Source organism: Streptomyces odontomachi (genome assembly GCF_024435355.1).
GTDB lineage: Bacteria > Actinomycetota > Actinomycetes > Streptomycetales > Streptomycetaceae > Streptomyces > Streptomyces odontomachi.
Genome location: NZ_JAMJWG010000005.1, coordinates 238,632 through 257,296, shown reverse-complemented (window position 1 = coordinate 257,296; position 18,665 = coordinate 238,632). Strand labels below are relative to the sequence as shown.

Here is an 18,665-nt window from a genome sequence, read left to right as displayed (position 1 = left end):
GCTACCGCGCGATGGGGGTACCTCCCAGGCCCTTCAGGCACTGGGGGAGGTACTCAGCCGAGCAGGACCGTCTCGACCTTCGTTCCGGGCGCCACGGAGACGGTGTCCTCGGGGAGGACGATGAGCGCGTCGGCATGGGCGAGTGCGGCGATCAGATGCGATCCGGAGCCGCCGACCGGAGTCACGGAACCGGTGGCGGGGTCGTACCGGCCGCGGAGGAACTGCCGCCGGTCGGCGGGCGAGGTCAGCGCCCGCTCGGCGCGCAGCTCGGCGGTGACCGTGGGCCGGTGGACGTCCGGCAGGCCACCGAGGGTGCGGATGGCGGGGCGTACGAACAGCTCGAAGGAGACGTACGACGAGACCGGGTTCCCGGGGAGGGCGAGCAGCGGGGTGTGCTCCGGGCCGACGGTGCCGAACCCCTGGGGCTTGCCGGGTTGCATGGCGAGCTTGCGGAACTCGACCCCGCTGCCGCCGACCGGCTCGTCCACCCCGCCCGCACCGCTCTCGAAGGTGCCGATCGACGACAGTGCCTCCTTGACGACGTCGTAGGCGCCGACGCTGACGCCGCCGGAGGTGACGATGAGGTCGGCGCGGATCAGCTGGTCCTCGATGGTGGAGCGCAGGGTGTCCGCGTCGTCCGAGACGGCGCCGACGCGGTAGGCGATGGCGCCCGCGTCCCGTGCGGCGGCGGTGAGGGCGTAGCTGTTGGAGTCGTGGATCTGACCGGGACGCAGGTCCTCGCCCGGCTGCACCAACTCGCTCCCGGTGGACACGATGACGACGCGCGGGCGGGGGCGCACCCGGACGGTGCTGCGGCCGATGGCGGCGAGCAGCGCGATCTGGGGCGGGCCCAGGACGGTGCCGGCCTCCAGGGCGCGGTCGCCGGTGCGCACATCGCTGCCGCGGGGGCGTACATGGGCGCCCTTCTCGGCCGGGCGGTACACCCGCACCTCGCCGAAAGCGCCCTCGGGGGCGACGCTGTGCGCGCGCATGCCGGAGACCGGGCCGCCGCCGAGGCCGCCGTCGGTCCACTCGACCGGTACGACGGCTTCCGCGCCGGGCGGCACCGGGGCGCCTGTCATGATCCGGGCGGCCTGGCCGGGGCCGACGCTGGGCTGCTGGGCCTGGCCGGCGGCGACGTCGCCGATAACGGTCAGGACGGCGGGGAACTCCTCGCCGGCGCCCGCCACGTCGGCGGCGCGTACCGCGTAGCCGTCCATCGAGCTGTTGTCGAAGGGGGGCAGCGAGAGCGGCACCGCGATGTCCTCGACGAGGACGCAGCCCTGCGCGTCCAGGAGGCGCAGCTCGATGGGGTCCAGGACGCGGACCGTGGCGAGGATGTCCTCCAGGTGCTCGGCCACCGACCAGACATGGTCCTGACCGGCGGCTCGGGGCGGTGCGGTGCTGCTCACGTTGCTACATCTCCTCGGTGACGTAACCCTTCAACCAGGTCCGGAAGTCCGGGCCCAGGTCTTCACGTTCGCACGCGAGTCTGACAATGGCACGCAAGTAGTCGCTACGGTCTCCGGTGTCGTAGCGACGGCCCTGGAAGACGACGCCGTGCACCGGGCCGCCGATCTTCTCGTCGACGGCGAGTTGCTGGATGGCGTCGGTGAGCTGGATTTCGCCACCGCGGCCGGGTTCCGTCTTTCGCAGTATCTCGAAGATGTGCGGGTCGAGAACGTAGCGGCCGATGACGGCGAAATTGCTGGGTGCGTCCGCGGGCTCCGGTTTCTCGACGAGCCCGGTGATCCTGACGACATCACCCTCGGAGGTGTCCTCCACCGCAGCACAGCCGTAGAGGTGGATCTGCTCGGGGTCGACCTCCATGAGGGCGATGACGCTGCCGCCCTGCTGTTCCTGGACCTCGACCATACGGGCGAGCAGCGGGTCCCGCGGGTCGATCAGGTCGTCTCCGAGGAGGACGGCGAACGGCTCCCGGCCGACGTGCGGTGCCGAGCACAGGATGGCGTGACCGAGCCCTCTGGGGTCGCCCTGGCGCACGTAATGCATGGTCGCGAGGTCGCTGGATTCCTGCACCTTGGCGAGCCGTGCGCTGTCGCCCTTCTTGGAGAGCGCCTCTTCGAGCTCATAATTACGGTCGAAATGGTCCTCCAAAGGACGCTTGTTGCGTCCCGTGATCATGAGGACATCGTGCAGACCGGCGGACACCGCCTCTTCGACCACATACTGGATCGCCGGCTTGTCGACGACCGGCAGCATTTCCTTGGGGGTGGCCTTCGTGGCCGGAAGAAAGCGCGTGCCCAGGCCCGCCGCCGGAATGACGGCCTTGGTGATCCTGGGGGGGTGCGACTGTGTCATGTCGGACACCATAACGGGTGCGTATGTGAGCTAACTGTCACTTCCCATAGCTGGTTGCTATATGAGCGCGTTGAGAGAGAAATGTGAGTGCCCTATGCATCACCCTCAGGCGGAGTCTCCCGACAATTCCGAGCCTGACAAACGCGCGTTGCGACGAGGGTTCCTGTCGGTGAGGGCCGGGTTTACGGAAGATGACGTGCGGACGTCGTCCCGGCTGCTGGCCCGGCGGGCGCTGGAGGTCCCCGAGGTGGCCGGGGCGACCACGGTGGCCGGGTATGTCTCCGTGGGCGGCGAGCCCGGCACCGGCGCACTGCTGGACGCACTCCTGGAGCGCGGAGTGCGCGTCCTGCTCCCGGTGCTGCTGCCCGACAACGACCTGGACTGGGCGATCCACCGCGGTCCCGAGTCCCTCGCGCCGGTCCGCCACCCGGGCCGTATCACCCTCCAGGAGCCATGCGGCGAACGCCTCGGCCCGGACGCCGTCCTGACCGCCGACGCGGTGCTGCTGCCGGGCCTCGCCGTGGACACCCGGGGAATGCGCCTGGGACGCGGTGGCGGCTCGTACGACCGGGTGCTGGCACGGCTCGCAGCGGCAGGCGCCGACCCGGCGCTGGTGGTGCTGCTCTACGACACCGAGGTCGTCGACCGGCTCCCGGAGGAGCCACACGACCGCCCGGTGCACGCGGCGGTGACCCCGTCGGGGGTGCACCGGTTCTGAGCGGCCACTGGTCGCTGTGCGCCGTGGCCCGCCGTGGGTCGCTGCGAGCCGCCGCCGGGCCACTGCGCGCCTCTCCGCCGGCGTCGGGTCCTAGGAGACCGGCCCTCCACGAACGCCGCCGTACGGGCCCACAGCGGGCCTGTACCGGCGCCGCAGCACCGAACGGTCGAATCCCTCGGGCCGACCGGGCCCCGCCCCTCGGCCCGGTCCCGGCCTCCCGGTTCCGGCCGCACAGCCGCGACGCCCGGCTCAGGGCCGTAGCACCAGCGTGTCCTCCGTGCTGCCGTCGACCGCCTTCTTGGAGTACGACCAGGTGAGCAGGTCTCCGTTGAGCCACTTGTCCGTCTGGTCGGTGTAATGCGGGCTGAAGGCGTGTCCCGAGGCGCCGGTGAGGTTGATCCACTTGGACTTGTCGAGGTCCTTCAGGTTGACCACCATGCGCATGGAGGGCGTCCAGACCGCCTGGTAGCCGCCGGCCGCGTCCCAGCTGGTGGCGTCGACCGCGGAAGATCCACCGCCGATGTTGTAGGGCCCTCGGTTGAGGAGGTACTGGATCGGGCCGGGGCCGCTGGTGCCGAGGGTCTGGTTCTTCAGGGTGAGCCGGTGCAGGCGTCCCCAGCTCCAGGTGTCGATGTCCTTGCCGAGCTTCGCGGTCAGCTCCCAGCGGGCGTCCTCCAGGGCGCGCTTGAAGAGCTTGTCGCGCGAGGTCGAGGCCGGCTCGGTGCGCGTCTTGGGCAGGTGCCACCAGTCGTTGCCCTCGTCGTCGAGGAGCTTGCGAACCACCTCGAACCAGCGGTCGCCGCCGTCCGGCTGGGCCTGGTCGGCCTCGCGCTGACCGCACTCGCGCACCAGGTCGTCGCCGTCCACCGGAGCGGTCTTGTTGGCGGGCTGCACCATGAGGCACTGGCCCTTGACGCGCAGCTCCTTGGGGAGCTTGTTGCCGAACGCGAGCTTGAGGATGTTGCGCCAGACGGCGTTGAAGTAGGCCGCGGCCGCCGAGTCCGGGTTCTGCGTGTAGTCCCAGCCTTCCAGCAGCTTCTGGGCCTCACGGACGGACGGGTCGGAGATGTCGATCTTCAGCAGCTTGGGCGTCAGCAGCCTGGCGATCTCGCTGCTGTTGTCCATCTGCATCTGGCGCATGTCGTCCGGGGAGATCTTGCCGCCGTTCTTGATCTTGGACTGGATGAGGTCGTCTATCCGCTGGCTGCGGGTGCCGTACCCAGGGTCCTTGGTCAGCACGTACGGGTATTTCTTCTGGTCGATGACGGCCTGGTTGGCGGTGACGATGTAACCGCTCTTGGGGTTGTACTCGTTCGGCAGCGCGGACTGCGGGATGTAGCCGGTCCACCGGAAGTCGGGGTCCCAGCCGGGTGCGGGCAGCGAACCGTCGTAGCCCTTGGGGCGCTCGGGGATACGCCCGGGGGCCTGGTAGCCGATGTTGCCCTTGGTGTCGGCGTAGACCATGTTCTGGGAGGGCACCTCGAAGTCGGTGAGGGCCGTGCGGAACTCCTGCCAGTCCTGCGCCTTGTCCAGGGCGAAGACGGCGTCCATGGACTTGCCCGGCGTCAGGGCGGTCCAGCACAGCGCCACCCCGTACCCGTCGCTCCGGTCCGGCGCCGCGGTGTCCACGGTGGCCCGCTTGCCGACCTTGACCAGCTCGTCGTCGCGGTCGGACAGCAGCGGACAGCGGTCCCGGGCGCCGGCGCCGGCCCCGGGGATCGGGTTGTCGGTCTCCCGTACGGTGATCGTCTCGTCCGAGCCGCCGGCGACCTTGATGGTCTCCTTGCGGGTCTTGAAGGGCCTTGTCTCGTCGCCGTACTGGTAGCCGTCCCCGGAGAGCTTCTCCAGGTAGAGGTCGGTGACGTCGGCACCGAGGTTGGTCATGCCCCAGGCGACGGACTGGTTGTGGCCGATGATCACGCCCGGCATGCCCGAGAAGGTGTAGCCGGCGACGTCGAAGTGGCAGTTCGCGGAGACGGTGCGGCAGTGCAGGCCCATCTGGTACCAGATCGACGGCAGCTGGGGCGCCAGGTGCGGGTCGTTCGCGAGGAGCGGCTTGCCGGTGATGGTGTGGGCGCCGGAGACCACCCAGGAGTTCGATCCGATGCCCTGCCCGTTCACTCCGACCGATGCCGGGATGCCGTCCAGCATCTTGGACACGGCGACCAGCTGGCTCTGCATGTCGTCGGGGGCGGGGGTGTCGCCGGCCAGACCGGTGCCCGCGGTGGTGCTCGTCCGCCCGCCGGTGGACTGGGTGCCGCCCGAAGTGCCGCCGCCGTCGTAGGTCTTCGTGGCGGCGTTGTAGGACCCCTCCTGGACGATCGGCTTGTGCAGGTCGTACGGGTAGTCCGGGTAGAGATCACGTATCTGGGACGTGGTCAGGCGGCTGGTCATCAGGGAGCGGTCGATCTCCTCCTGCATGTTGCCGCGCAGGTCCCAGGCGATGGCCTTGAGCCAGGCGACCGAGTCGACCGGGGTCCACTTGCCGGGCTTGTAGTCGTTGGTGAAGCCCAGCGCCGCGTACTCCACGGAGATGTCGGCGCCGTCCTTGCCCGCCAGATAGGCGTTGACCCCCTTGGAGTACGCCTGGAGGTACTTCTTGGTCTCGGGCGAGAGCTTGGAGTCGTACTCCTCCTGCGCCACCCGGTGCCATCCGAGGGTGCGCAGATACTCATCGGTCTTGACCTGGCTCTTGCCGAACATCTCGGAGAGTCGCCCGGAGGTCGTATGACGGCGGACGTCCATCTCCCAGAACCGGTCCTGGGCCTGTACGTAGCCCTGCGCCATGAACAGGTCCGCGTCCGAGGACGCGTAGATCTGCGGTATGCCGTACGCGTCACGCTTGACGTCCACCGGGCCGGACAGCCCTTGCAGCGTGATCGTCCCCGTGGTCTGCGGCATGGACGCCCGCACCGTGCTGACGCTCCAGTACGCGCCATAACCGACGCCTGCGAGCAGCGCCAGGACCAGAACGATCACGAGGAGACGCAGACGGCGCCCCCTCTTCCGGCCGGACGTGCCGGGCGTATGACCGGAAGATGCGGTGGTGGTGGAGGGCATCGCTGTCCTTGCAGTCCTTCGCGAGCGGCAGGGTGAGTGGGCGGTTCCGGTGAGGTGCGGTGGCGTGCGTACGAGCAGAAGTGCGGGCGGCGCGGCGGCCGATGGGGCGCGGGCGCTGGAGCAACCATAGGCGCAGCCGGCTGCGGCCCCGGACGCGGCCATGGCTCTTGAGATGCCTTTGGGACGCCTCCCGAAGCCGCATCCCCAGGAGCCCTGGGGGACCGCATGACCCACGAGATGCCGCGGACGCGTCAAGGAACCGTTAACGATTAGGTAAGGTAATGAAGTAGTTCGATGTTTCCGGGCTCGCAAGCCCGGCGTACTGAGCGCACGCCCGCGCATCGGGCTCGCGCACCGGGAGGGCGCCTCGCCGGTGCACGGGCCCGGCGCCCGGACCAAAAGGGGAAGGAACGGCCGCTGACTGTCCACCACCTCAACCAGCTTCTGCTCGCCTGCTCACTCGTCCTGCTCGTCGCGGTCGTGGCCGTCCGGCTGTCCTCCCGCAGCGGGCTGCCCAGCCTGCTGCTCTACCTCGGCATCGGCATCGTGATGGGCCAGGACGGCCTCGGCCACATAACGTTCAACAACGCCGAGATGACCCAGGTGATCGGCTATGCCGCCCTGGTCGTGATCCTGGCCGAGGGCGGCCTGGGCACCAAGTGGAAGGAGATCAGGCCGGCGCTGCCCGCCGCTGCGACGCTCTCCCTGGTCGGCGTCGCGGTGAGCGTGGGTGTGACGGCGGCCGGCGCGCACTATCTGGTCGGGCTCGAGTGGCGCCAGGCCCTCATCATCGGCGCGGTGGTGTCCTCGACGGACGCCGCCGCGGTCTTCTCGGTGCTGCGCAAGATGCCGCTGCCGCCGCGTATCACCGGCGTCCTGGAGGCCGAGTCGGGCTTCAACGACGCCCCCGTCGTGATCCTGGTGGTCGCCTTCTCCGCGGCGGGCCCGGTCGATCCCTGGTACGAGCTCATCGGGCTGATCCTCCTGGAGCTGGTCATCGGCGCCGCGATCGGGCTGGCCATCGGCTGGGCGGGCGCCTACGGCCTGCGGCGGGTGGCGTTGCCCGCCTCGGGCCTGTATCCGATCGCCGTCATGGCGATCGCCATCACCGCCTACGCCGCGGGCGCGCTCGCCCACGGCAGCGGCTTCCTGGCCGTGTATCTCGCGTCGATGGTGCTGGGCAACGCCCGGCTGCCGCACTGGCCCGCCACCCGGGGCTTCGCCGAAGGGCTCGGCTGGATCGCCCAGATCGGCATGTTCGTCCTGCTCGGCCTGCTGGTCACCCCGCACGACCTGGCCCGCGACTTCTTCCCCGCGCTGCTGGTCGGCCTGGTGCTCACGGTGGTGGCCCGCCCCCTGGAGGTTCAGCTGAGCCTGCTGCCCTTCCGGCTGCCGTGGCAGGAGAAGGCGCTGCTCTCCTGGGCCGGCCTGCGCGGCGCCGTGCCCATCATCCTGGCCACCATCCCCATGGTGACCGGCGTCCCGGACAGCCGCCGGATCTTCAACATCGTCTTCGTCCTGGTCGTCGTCTTCACCCTGGTCCAGGGCCCGACGCTGCCCTGGCTGGCCCGGAAGCTACGGCTGGGGGACACCGAGGGCGCCGCCGACCTGGGCGTCGAGTCGGCTCCCCTGGAGCGGCTGCGCGGGCATCTGCTGTCGGTGTCCATCCCCGGGAACTCGCGCATGAACGGCGTCGAGATCAACGAGCTGAGGTTGCCCGCCGGCTCAGCCGTCACCCTGGTCGTGCGCGACGGCACCTCCTTCGTGCCGCTCCCGACGACCCTGCTGCGGCGCGGTGACGAACTGCTGGTGGTCGCGACCGACCCCGTGCGCGACGCCGCCGAGCGCCGCCTGCGCGCCGTCAGCCGGGGCGGCAAGCTGGCCGGCTGGCTGACCAACGAGCCGAAGGGAACGCAGAAGGGAGCACGGCGGGAGCCCGGGGCGCAGCGGCGCGGGCCCGGTGCCGTGTCGAACGGGAAGTAGGCCTTCCACACGCCCCGCACCGCCCCCGCCCCGTGCCGCCGGGTCAGCCAGGGACGGGGGCGGTGTGGGGCGCATGTGACGGCAGTGGTATCGGTCACCTGATCTCCACCTCAGTGGACTGTTCCCGCGGAATACGTCACTATGGATCGTCGTTAGCACTCATCGAGTGAGAGTGCCAGGAGGAAGACAGTGCCGACCTACCAGTACCAGTGCACCCAGTGCGGCGAGGGCCTTGAGGCGGTGCAGAAGTTCACCGACGACGCCCTCACCGACTGCCCGGCTTGCAACGGCCGCCTGAAGAAGGTGTTCTCAGCGGTAGGCATCGTCTTCAAGGGCTCCGGCTTCTATCGCAACGACAGCCGCAGCTCGTCGTCCAGCGGCTCCGGCTCGTCCAGTGCGAAGTCGACCTCCAGCACCTCGGGATCGTCCGACTCCGGGTCCTCGGGCTCCGGCTCCGGCTCCGGCAGCGGGTCGTCGAGCTCGTCCAGCTCGTCGAGTTCATCCAGCTCAACGAAGCCTTCGAGCAGCTCGTCGGCCGCCTGAGCAACAGCACCGCCCGGGGCACCATCCGCCCTGCGAACACCACGAGACCCTGTCGATTCCAGCGACAGGGTCTCCGTCGTCACCGGGCCCGGATACTGTTTTCACCATGGAGAATACGGCGAACGCGACTCAGGCCGAGATCGGCGTCATAGGCGGCTCCGGCTTCTACTCCTTCCTCGACGACGTGACCGAAGTGCAGGTCGACACCCCCTACGGTCCGCCCAGCGACTCGCTCTTTCTCGGTGAGGTGGCAGGACGCCGCGTCGCCTTCCTCCCCCGCCACGGCCGAAGCCACCACCTCCCACCACACAAGATCAACTACCGGGCGAACCTGTGGGCGCTGCGCTCCGTGGGCGTGCGCCAGGTGCTCGGCCCGTGCGCGGTGGGCGGGCTGCGCACCGAGTACGGCCCCGGCACCCTGCTCGTCCCCGACCAGCTCGTGGACCGCACGAAGGACCGGCCGGCCAGCTACTTCGACGGAGAGCCGCTGCCCGACGGCACCATCCCCAAGGTCGTCCATGTGTCCCTGGCCGACCCGTACTGCCCCGCGGGTCGCCGGATCGCGGTGAAGACGGCACGCGAGCAGGGCTGGGAGCCGGTGGACGGCGGCACCCTCGTGGTCATCCCGGGACCGCGCTTCTCCACCCGGGCGGAGTCCCTGTGGCATGCGGCGCAGGGCTGGTCGGTGGTCGGCATGACCGGCCATCCCGAGGCGGCGCTCGCCCGCGAGCTGGAGCTCTGCTACACGTCGCTGACCCTGGTCACCGACCTGGACGCCGGCGCCGAAGCCGGCGAGGGCGTCCTGCACACGGAGGTCATGGAGGTCTTCGCCGCCAATGTGGCGCGGCTGCGCACGGTGCTTTTCGAGGTCGTGGCCGGACTCCCGACGACCGGCGAGCGGGACTGCCTGTGCACGCAGGCGCTGGGGGGACTGGAGACGGGGATCGAGCTTCCCTGAGCCAGTAGCCAGCTCGGCGCTCGTAGGTCGTAGTGCGTAGCTCGTAGCTCGTAGATGTACGGATCCGGTGGCCGCGTTTCGGCGGGGTCACCGGCACCCAGGGCGGGTGCAGCGGAGGCTCACGTTCGGGTGAGGAAATTATCCACAACTCGCCAGTAATCCACGGGCTTCAGCGGGATTCGGCGTATCGCGTCATCGTGGGAGGGAAATTCCGAACTCCTCACGACAGGCGGTGTGCGTCATGTCGCAATTCCCCTCTTCTTCCGCATTCCCCTCCACCCCGGCGCTCCCCTCTCCTTCGGCATTCCCTTCTTCCGCTACGCCGGGCCCGGACCCGGTACCCGTTCCTTGCGGGTCAGCCGATCCCTATTCCGTACCCGCATCCGCATCCGCATCCATGCCGGACTCGGATCCGCATCCCCCTGATCGTTCGTCTCCGTCGCCCTTGTCACCGCTGTCACCCCTGTCGCAGCTCTCCCCGTTCTCTCCTCTGGCGCCCCGGACGCTGGACCCTCCGCCCCTGCCATCCGACGTGCCCGCTCTAGGCAGTCCGGGCAGTCCGGGCAGTCCGGGCAGTCCGGGTGCTGATGCTCCCCCGACGTGTGAGGTTCCGCTCTTCTCTCCGGTACGGGTGCGCGGTGGGCAGTACCGGCTGCGCAGGCTGATGCGGCATCGCAGACGTGCCGTGGCGGCAGGTCTGGCCATGACGGCCGCCGCGCTGGTCGCGGCCACCGGTCCGGCCGACACCGGCCGCGCCCAAGCCCAGCCCCGGCCACTGGACCGGTCGGCTGCACCCCACCCGGCACGCCCGGCCGCCGCGCTGGTGACCGCCCCCGTGCGCATCGCCGATGCCGCAGCAGTACGGCTGCTGCACCCCGGCGATCATGTCGATGTCATCGCGGCCGATGTCTCCGGTGCCGCTGGCGCCGCACCGCCGCGGGTGGTGGCGGCCGGGGCCCGGGTGGTGAAGGTGCCCGAGGCCGAGGACGGACCTGCGGAGGACGGCGCCTTGGTGCTGCTCTCGGTACCCCGGCCCATCGCGGCGGAGCTGGCCGGCGCCGGAGCCGCCTCACGACTGGCGGTGACCCTGTGCTGACTCTCCAGGAACCTGCGCACGGATTTTCCGTATTCTCCGTGTCAAGTCCCACATTCGAGTTAGCCGACGGGACCAGGCGGCCAGATTCTGCCGTAGGTTGCGAAGCCGATTACTCCATCAGCAGCCCATATACAGAAAGGCCCATCGGTGAGCGAGAAGCAGGATCCGAGCCTCTGGCAAGGCTTCAAAGCCTTCCTGATGCGCGGAAACGTCGTGGACCTGGCGGTCGCCGTGGTCATCGGTGCCGCTTTCACCAACATCGTCAACGGCATGGTGAAAGGCATCATCAACCCCATCGTCGGCGCCCTCGGCACAAAGGACCTGGACAAGTACAAGTCCTGTCTCAAGGGCCCCTGCGTCTACGACGACAAGACGGGCACGGTCCTCGAAGGCGTCCCGATCATGTGGGGCACCGTACTCAGTGCCGCCGTCAACTTCGTGATCACCGCCGCCGTGGTCTACTTCCTGATGGTCCTGCCGATGGCCAAGTACCTGGCCAAGCAGGCACAGCGCAAGGCCGCCAAGGAGGCTCCCCAGGAGGAGTCGATCGAGGTCACCGAGCTGGACGTGCTCAAGGAGATCCGCGACGGGCTCATCGCGCAGCGTGGCGGCCCGCCCCGCATCGGCGGACAGGACCGACAGCTGTAGCGACGACCGCCCGGTCCCGGGGCCACGGCCGGTCCCGGGGCCACGGTCCGAGCAGCGCCTGCCGGCGCCCTCGGTGCAGGCCCGCCGCCGGGCACCGACGCCGTGGGCCTCAGAGGTGGTGGGGCGGCTTCTCGTTGAGGAAACGCGCCAGCTCGGCGGCGCTGTCGTCGCCACCGGTGGGCCGCTCGCCCCACCCCTGGTCCGTGTCGTCCGAGGACCGCTGGTTCAGCGGGTCGTCGAAGACGAGCGCGTCCTTGGGGTCGCGCGGCGTGGGTTCGGGGGCCGAGGTCATGCGTCCAGCGTACGTGCCCCGGCCCCGCCCGGCGCCTACGGGAGCGACGCCGACACCCACCGTGCCGACCCCTACCCCTGCCGACACCTCCCCCTGCCGACACCCACCGTGCCGACACCCACCCACGCGGATACGCGGCCCCGGACCGACGCGTCCCCGGTGCGGTTCACCCCGCCCCACCCGCGCCCCCGTGATACCCCTGTGCCCCATGACGGTGCATGACAACAGCCAAGGCGGCCTCGGAGGACACCCGGCAGAGGGCCGCGGAGGACCCCCACCAGGGGATGCGGTGGACGAGCGTGGGCCGCGGGGAAGGGGCGACTCCGGGCTGACCGACGTCGCCGGTGTACGTGTGGGGCACGCCACGCTGACCGGGGAGGGCCGTCTCACCGGCACCACGGTGGTGCTCGCTCCGGAGGGCGGTGCGGTGGCCGCCGTGGACGTACGGGGCGGTGGCCCGGGCACCAAGGAGACGGACGCGCTCGACCCGCGCACGGTGGCCCAGCGGATCGACGCCATCGTCCTGACCGGCGGCAGCGCCTACGGTCTTGATGCCGCGGCCGGCGTCATGGCCTGGTTGGAGGAGCACGCCCGAGGCTTCAGGGTCGGGCCGGACCCCTCGCACGTGGTGCCCGTCGTGCCCGCCGCCTGCATCTTCGACCTGGGCCGCGGCGGCGACTTCCGGGCCAGGCCGGATGCGGCCACCGGCCGGGCCGCGGTCGAGGCGGCGGCCGCTTCCCGGCCTGGCTCCCCGGTCCCCACCGGTTGTGTGGGTGCCGGTACGGGCGCCGTGGTCGGCGGGCTCAAGGGCGGGATCGGCACGGCGAGCACCATGCTCGGCTCAGGCATCACGGTGGCGGCGCTGGTGGTGGTGAACGCGGCGGGTTCGGCACTGGACCCGGCGACGGGAGTGCTGTACGGCGAGTACTTCGCGGGGCGGCGGGTGCGGTACCCGGAGCCGGAGGTCCACGAGGCGGCCCTCGACAAGGTGAGCGCACCCCTGGCGACGCGCAGCCGGCCACCGCTCAACACCACCCTGGCCGTGGTGGCCACCGACGCGGCGCTGACCCGTGCACAGGCCCAGAAGCTGGCCGGCACCTCGCACGACGGCATCGCACGCGCCGTACGCCCCGTGCATCTGATGCACGACGGCGACACCGTCTTCGCCCTGGTCACCGGGGCGCACCCGCTCACACCCCCGGACCAGCGGCGGAAGGGGCGGCCTCAGGCCGAGTCGAGGGAGGCGACGGAGGCAGCCGCGGCAGGCGTGTTGAACGAGATCCTGGCGGCCGGCGCCGACCAGGTGACCCGGGCCATCGTCGGAGCGGTACGTGCCGCGGAATCGGTGCGGGGCGCGGGCGGCACGTTTCCCTCGTACCGGGAGCTGTACGGGTCCGGCTGACCTGAGGGGAGTGAGGCCACCGTCAGTGGTGCGTCCGCCCGCCCACCAGCACCTCTTCCGTGCTGTCCTCCCGTAGGCCCCCGTATGCCCCCCGCGCCGCAACTTCCCGTGATGTCACGGCGGTTCCTCGAAAAGTGGATGGAACCGTTCTCTTTGATCTGCGCTCTCTCCACACAACGGAGCAGAACACCTGGATCGCCCAGGCGGCGCAGATCAAGTACTTCACGAAACATGGAGCTACAGGTGATAAGGCAGGATGAAGTGGGGCAGGAACCGACGGTGCGCCATGCCTTCGAGCAGCACCCGGCTGCGCGGGGTGTGCGGGGCGTTCGGGGCGCGTGGGTGACACGCTCGACGGGGCCGACCGGGCGGTCCCGCGTGCACGCCAAGGGCCGTGCGCTGCTGGTGTGCGCCGCGCTCGCGGTCGGCGCACTGACCCTCACGGCCTGCGGCGGCGACGCCACGGCGGACGGGTCGGGGGGCAAGGGCGGTTCGGACGGCAAGGCTCCGGCGCAGACCACTTCGCCGCATATCGCCATCTCCGCGAAGGACGGCTCGACGGGGGCGTCCATCAACAAGACCAGCGTCAAGGTCAGTGACGGCACGCTGACCGAGGTGACGATGAAGGACGCGGCCACCGGCTCGTCCATACCGGGCCGGATGGCTGCGGACAGCACCACCTGGACGCCCACACGGCAGTTGGAGCGCGGCACCCGGTACCAGATCTCGGCCAAGGCCAAGGACGCCCAGGGCCACACCACGAGCGCCGACTCCCGGTTCACCACGGTGACCGTCGCCCACAGCTTCATCGGCACCTACACGCCCGACGGTGGCGCCAAGGTCGGCGTCGGCATGCCGGTGTCGTTCACGTTCGACAAGGCGATCACCGACAAGAAGGCGGTGCAGTCCGGGATCGACGTCAGCACCAGCAGCGGCCAGGAGGTGGTCGGCCACTGGTTCGGCACGCAGCGGCTGGACTTCCGGCCGCAGGACTACTGGAAGGCCGGCTCCAAGGTCACCGTCCGGATCCACCTGGACGGCGTCAAGGGTGCCGACGGCGCCTACGGCGTGCAGGACAAGACCGTGTCGTTCACCATCGGACGCTCCCAGGTCTCCACGGTCGACGTCCACACCCAGACGATGACGGTCGTCCGGGACGGCAAGACGCTCCGCCAGGTCCCCATATCGGCGGGCAGCGCGGCGCACCCGACGTACAACGGCGAGATGGTGATCTCGGAGAAGTTCGTCCAGACCCGTATGAAGGGCTCGACCGTCGGCTTCGGCGGTGAGTACGACATCCCCGACGTGCCGCACGCGATGCGCCTGACGAACTCGGGCACCTTCATCCACGGCAACTACTGGTACGCGCAGGGCAATCCGCCGTTCGGCCGGCAGGGCACCAGCCACGGTTGCGTGGGTCTACAGGACGTCAGGGGCGCCCAGGGGAACACCACCGCCAAGTGGTTCTACGACCAGTCGATGATCGGAGACGTGGTGATCGTGAAGAACTCCCCGGACGCCACCGTCACTCCGGACAACGGCCTCAATGGCTGGAACATGTCCTGGAGCGCCTGGAAGTCGGGAAGCGCCGTCTGAGGCGATGGCCGTGCGCGAGGGAGGCCCTGGCCGCCTACTGGGGAACACGGCCATGTACGGACAGGGCCCTCACCGGGTACGGTGCGGCGGACGGCGGGGCGTGCGCGGAAGTGTGCGCCCCGGCGGCGCACACCCTCCGTAGACGCGCTTGAACTGCCCTTCCATAGAAGCCAGATGGGAACTTCCCGCGCAGACCGTACGTTTTCCTGGTTCCTGGACACGATGCACCGGGAAGGGGCTACGGTATGCACTCACGAGGTGACATGTAGCGACGCCGGGAGATGCCTTGAGCGTTCCGTACGAGACAGCGCCCGAACCCGCGGGGTCGCACGAGACTCCGCAGGAGTTCCTTGAGCGGCTCCTCAGTCGCGCGATCAACTCCTTCGAGCTGCCCGACGACCTGCTGCACCGCCTCGGTACCGCCCTGGCCCACGACAGTTCGCTGGACTCCGCCCATCACAGCGCCGGGCTGCATCGCCTCACCTACCGGCACACCTGGCTGCTCGCCGACGGCGCCGCCGTCACGCTCTGGGAGCTGGTGCACAACACCTGCCCGTCCGCGGCGACTCAGGACACCGCGGACCCCGGCACCGAGCGCCCCCGCCGGTTGCGGACCGACCGTCGCCAGACCGAGCGCCCCCGGCAGGACGGCCGCATCCGGACCGAGCAGCGCGCGCCGCAGGACCAGCACGAGCTGTACCCCGACGAACAGCGGCTCGATGCCGCGACGGCGCGGCTGCCGCTGCCGCTGGACCAGCCCCTGCCCATCGGATTCGACCTGCCGTTCACGATGCCGCTCCCGCCGATGCCGCTCCCCCGCCACGTCTACGTTCCGGACGACTCGGCGGACCACGCCCGCCGGCTGCTGCGCCGCGCGGAGAACCCCGACCGGCCGGGCACGGACACCTTACGGCTGCTGGGCACCGCCTTCGCCCACCAGATCACCCAGGCCTTCGGACGCCCGACGCTGGGTGCCGAGGCCCGGTTGGGCTTCTCGCTCTACGAGCATGCGTTCCTGCTGGCCGACGGCCGCGAGATCAGCATGTGGGAGGTCGAGCACACCGCCACCCCCGATGGGCGGCACATGTGCGAGGTGTACACCTCCGAGAACGCGGCCCGCAGCGCCATGCACCTGCGCGCCATCAGGGCCACTCGGGCCAACTGACTACCTCGACGCGGCCCACGCTGGACGCGGCCCACGCTCGCCGCGGCCCACGGTGGGCGTCCGCACCGAGGTGGCAGAGCGATCAGCGGCGCCGAACGCATCCGCATCAGTGCCGCGCAGCTCCGCGTTCGTCCACTACCGCGGACGCGACCCGCGGCCTGGAGGGACCCGCCGTGCGGCGGTCACTGATGGCCCTCCGTGCGGCGGTCAGCGATGACCCTCGCTGAACTGTCGGATGAGGCCGGCGAACGCTGCGCGCTCCGCGGGGGTCAGGTCGACGGCGTCGGTGGTGGGCACCACTTGGCGTGGCATGGCCCGCAGGGTCTGGGCGGGGCGCCAGTCGGTGCCGCGCACCGCAGGCCGGCCGGACTGCCGCCGGCGTCGCATCAACCGCTCGCCGCGCGCCAGCCACTCCCACCGCGCCCACCTGCCCCAGCGCGGAACACGCCCCCGACGCCTCGGAAGCACCGGCCGCGTGGCTGCCGGCGGCCGTACCATGTGAGCCGGGCGGGGGCGGCCCGGTCGGGCGGCCCGGGTTCGGCCGATGCGGTGCCCGAGACGGGCCACCGCGCCGAGGACCGCAGCGCCGACGATGGCCGCGGCGGCGAGAACCACTCTGCTCCTGCGCCGAATTGTCGAGAAGTGTGCGGACATATCCCCCAGTAGACCGTAGGTCGGCCGCCTCTGATAGGCGATTATGAGACAGAACGGCCCGAAGCGATAGATCTCACAATCCGCCCGCCGATGATCGAGGCGCCCCGCACCTCTCAGTGAAGAGGTCGGGGCGCGGGAGAGGATGCGGAGGACGTGGTCCGCGTGGTCGTCACGCCGCGGCGTCGAAGCCGGTGTCGCGGGCGAGCTTCTTCAGCTCCAGCAAGGCGTGCTTCTCGATCTGGCGGATGCGCTCACGGGTGAGTCCGTGTTCCTTGCCGACCTCGGTGAGCGTGCGCTCGCGGCCGTCCTCGATGCCGTAGCGCATCTTGATGATCGAGGCGGTGCGCTCGTCGAGGCGGCTGATCAGGTCGTCCAGTTCCTCGCTGCGCAGCAGCGTCAGCACGGACTGCTCCGGGGAGACCGCGGAGGTGTCCTCGAGCAGGTCGCCGAACTGGGTCTCGCCCTCGTCGTCCACCGACATGTTCAGCGAGACGGGGTCGCGGGCCCAGTCGAGTACGTCGGTGACGCGCTCCGGGGTGGTGCCGAGGTCGACGGCGATCTCCTCCGGCTCCGGGTCGCGGCCGTGCTCGCGGTTGAATTCGCGCTGCACGCGGCGGATCCGGCCCAGCTCCTCCACCAGGTGGACGGGGAGCCGGATGGTGCGGGACTGGTCGGCTATCGACCGGGTGATCGCCTGGCGGATCCACCAGGTCGCGTAGGTGGAGAACTTGAAGCCCTTGCGGTAGTCGAACTTCTCCACGGCGCGCACCAGGCCCGCGTTGCCCTCCTGGATGAGGTCGAGCAGGGGAAGGCCGCTGCGCGGGTAGCGGCGCGCGACGGCGACGACAAGACGCAGGTTCGAGCGGATGAAGACGTCCTTGGCCCGCTCGGAGTCCCGGATCAGCGCCTCCAACTCCTCGCGGGTGGCGCCGGTCTTCTCTGCCGCCTTGCTCTCCACCTCTCCGTCGAGAATCTGACTGGCATAGACACCCGCCTCGATGATCTGGGACAGCTCGACCTCCCTGGCGGCGTCGAGCAACGGCGTGCGCGCGATCTCGTCGAGGTACATGCCGACCAGGTCGCGGTCGGCGACCTCGCCGCCTACGGCGCGAACGCTGTTTGCCGTGTCGGTCCCACCGGAGGCGGCGGACTGGCGACGGGCGACGGCACGGGTTGCCATGCGTACTCCCTTACGATGTCAGGCTTACGGTGGTCAGGTCAGTGCTCAGCGGGTTTCCGGATCCGGAGGGTCGGGTTCGGCAGTTCGTCCCTGGACTCGCCGGGAAGCGGAAGCTGCGGCTGGTCCGTTCTTGCCGGTCAGTTCATGCTGGTCCATGGCTTTCGTCGGGCGGGTCGGTCGGGCGCCTCTGCGGCTCTGCACGACGCAGTGCACGTCTTTCGGGTGCCCAGCGCATCCGAAGGAAACAACGACTGGAAACCGGACAGAATTCCCAAGCCGCCCATCGATTTTTCCGATCATGCAGTACCCTGCACGCCTCGTATCGCTCGAGCACTTGGCGACCCCGCCTACCCGGTCCTGGCCGAAGCTCACATGCGCAGGTCAGAACGGGTGCAGGGCAGGTAGAGAGAGCCCGGGGCGAGCGCGGAACGTGGCTGGATCGAGGGTGTGAGATGCCGGTTACCCCGTGCACTGGGTGATCCCTAGAGTGGAGTCATGGCAACGGCGTCCGCACCACGTCCCGCCCCCGGCCGGCGGGAGCCGCGCTGGCTCAGCGCCGACGAGCAGTGCGTCTGGCGGTCCTACATGCACGCCAGGATGCTGCTGGACGACCACCTGGACCGCCAGCTCCAACGCGACGCGGGCATGCCGCACGTCTACTACGGGCTGCTGGTCCAGCTCGCCGAGGCCCCGCAGCGGCGGATGCGGATGACCGAGCTGGCCATGCACGCCAAGATCACCAGGTCCCGCCTCTCCCACGCCATCACGCGCCTGGAGCGGAACGGCTGGGTGCGCCGCGAGGACTGCGCTTCGGACAAGCGCGGCCAGTTCGCCGTCCTCACCGATCGGGGCCACCGGATGCTGGAGAGCGCCGCGCCGGGTCATGTCGAGGCGGTCCGCCAGGCCATCTTCGACCGGCTCAGCCCCGAGCAGCAGCGGGCGCTCGGCGAGATCATGCAGGCCGTTGCCGAGGGGCTACAGCCGCGGGAGGCCGGAGCCGACCTTCCGTGGCTCCGCTGAGACGCAGCACCGCAACGGGCGCAGCACC

15 protein-coding genes are annotated in these 18,665 nt (G+C 70.1%); 10 read left to right on the top strand and 5 right to left on the bottom strand.

What is annotated here, in order from left to right:
- Positions 1 to 53: 53 nt before the first annotated feature.
- Entirely contained in the window at positions 54 to 1,412 is a 1,359-nt protein-coding gene (gene glp, locus NQO67_RS13895; RefSeq protein WP_255950220.1) for a molybdotransferase-like divisome protein Glp, read from the bottom strand.
- Positions 1,413 to 1,416: 4 nt separating this feature from the next.
- Positions 1,417 to 2,322 carry a UTP--glucose-1-phosphate uridylyltransferase GalU gene (gene galU / locus NQO67_RS13890; protein WP_255950219.1) on the bottom strand — a complete coding sequence of 302 codons (906 nt, stop codon included), beginning with the start codon at positions 2,320 to 2,322 and terminating at the stop codon, positions 1,417 to 1,419.
- Positions 2,323 to 2,416: 94 nt separating this feature from the next.
- Here galU and NQO67_RS13885 point away from each other — a divergent pair, with 94 nt between their 5' ends.
- On the top strand, positions 2,417 to 3,040 hold the full coding sequence (locus NQO67_RS13885) for a 5-formyltetrahydrofolate cyclo-ligase (RefSeq protein WP_255950218.1): 624 nt from the start codon (positions 2,417 to 2,419) through the stop codon (positions 3,038 to 3,040).
- A 249-nt stretch (positions 3,041 to 3,289) separates the two neighbouring features.
- On the opposite strand, the gene NQO67_RS13880 is transcribed toward NQO67_RS13885, so the two are convergent.
- Positions 3,290 to 6,100, bottom strand: coding sequence for a penicillin acylase family protein (locus NQO67_RS13880; protein ID WP_255950217.1), 2,811 nt, complete (start codon positions 6,098 to 6,100; stop codon positions 3,290 to 3,292).
- Between the two features lie 294 nt (positions 6,101 to 6,394).
- On the opposite strand from NQO67_RS13880, the gene NQO67_RS13875 reads away from it, so the two are divergent.
- The 5 genes from NQO67_RS13875 (at position 6,395) to mscL (ending at position 11,328) form a co-directional block, all read left to right on the top strand.
- Positions 6,395 to 8,083, top strand: coding sequence for a potassium/proton antiporter (locus NQO67_RS13875; protein WP_255950216.1), 1,689 nt, complete (start codon positions 6,395 to 6,397; stop codon positions 8,081 to 8,083).
- 189 nt (positions 8,084 to 8,272) lie between these two features.
- The gene (locus NQO67_RS13870) at positions 8,273 to 8,626 is read left to right on the top strand and encodes an FmdB family zinc ribbon protein (protein WP_255950215.1); all 354 of its coding nucleotides are present in this window, start codon (positions 8,273 to 8,275) and stop codon (positions 8,624 to 8,626) included.
- Positions 8,627 to 8,732: 106 nt separating this feature from the next.
- Positions 8,733 to 9,584 (top strand): S-methyl-5'-thioadenosine phosphorylase, encoded by an 852-nt coding sequence (locus NQO67_RS13865; protein WP_255950214.1) that lies wholly within the window; start codon positions 8,733 to 8,735, stop codon positions 9,582 to 9,584.
- 397 nt (positions 9,585 to 9,981) lie between these two features.
- Positions 9,982 to 10,680, top strand: coding sequence for a hypothetical protein (locus NQO67_RS13860; RefSeq protein WP_255950213.1), 699 nt, complete (start codon positions 9,982 to 9,984; stop codon positions 10,678 to 10,680).
- 147 nt (positions 10,681 to 10,827) lie between these two features.
- Complete coding sequence (gene mscL / locus NQO67_RS13855; protein ID WP_255950212.1) at positions 10,828 to 11,328, top strand: large conductance mechanosensitive channel protein MscL; 501 nt, start codon at positions 10,828 to 10,830, stop codon at positions 11,326 to 11,328.
- A gap of 109 nt (positions 11,329 to 11,437) precedes the next feature.
- Here the strand turns inward: mscL and NQO67_RS13850 are convergent, their stop codons facing one another.
- Complete coding sequence (locus tag NQO67_RS13850) at positions 11,438 to 11,620, bottom strand: hypothetical protein (RefSeq protein ID WP_255950211.1); 183 nt, start codon at positions 11,618 to 11,620, stop codon at positions 11,438 to 11,440.
- 199 nt (positions 11,621 to 11,819) lie between these two features.
- Here NQO67_RS13850 and NQO67_RS13845 point away from each other — a divergent pair, with 199 nt between their 5' ends.
- The 3 genes from NQO67_RS13845 (at position 11,820) to NQO67_RS13835 (ending at position 15,783) form a co-directional block, all read left to right on the top strand.
- Entirely contained in the window at positions 11,820 to 13,022 is a 1,203-nt protein-coding gene (locus tag NQO67_RS13845; RefSeq protein WP_374118992.1) for a P1 family peptidase, read from the top strand.
- A 342-nt stretch (positions 13,023 to 13,364) separates the two neighbouring features.
- On the top strand, positions 13,365 to 14,618 hold the full coding sequence (locus NQO67_RS13840; RefSeq protein WP_374118981.1) for a L,D-transpeptidase: 1,254 nt from the start codon (positions 13,365 to 13,367) through the stop codon (positions 14,616 to 14,618).
- 286 nt (positions 14,619 to 14,904) lie between these two features.
- The gene (locus NQO67_RS13835; RefSeq protein WP_255950209.1) at positions 14,905 to 15,783 is read left to right on the top strand and encodes a DUF6227 family protein; all 879 of its coding nucleotides are present in this window, start codon (positions 14,905 to 14,907) and stop codon (positions 15,781 to 15,783) included.
- Between the two features lie 823 nt (positions 15,784 to 16,606).
- Here the strand turns inward: NQO67_RS13835 and NQO67_RS13830 are convergent.
- Entirely contained in the window at positions 16,607 to 17,617 is a 1,011-nt protein-coding gene (locus NQO67_RS13830; protein WP_255950208.1) for a sigma-70 family RNA polymerase sigma factor, read from the bottom strand.
- A gap of 495 nt (positions 17,618 to 18,112) precedes the next feature.
- On the opposite strand from NQO67_RS13830, the gene NQO67_RS13825 reads away from it, so the two are divergent.
- On the top strand, positions 18,113 to 18,637 hold the full coding sequence (locus tag NQO67_RS13825) for a MarR family winged helix-turn-helix transcriptional regulator (RefSeq protein ID WP_255950207.1): 525 nt from the start codon (positions 18,113 to 18,115) through the stop codon (positions 18,635 to 18,637).
- Positions 18,638 to 18,665: the final 28 nt, after the last annotated feature.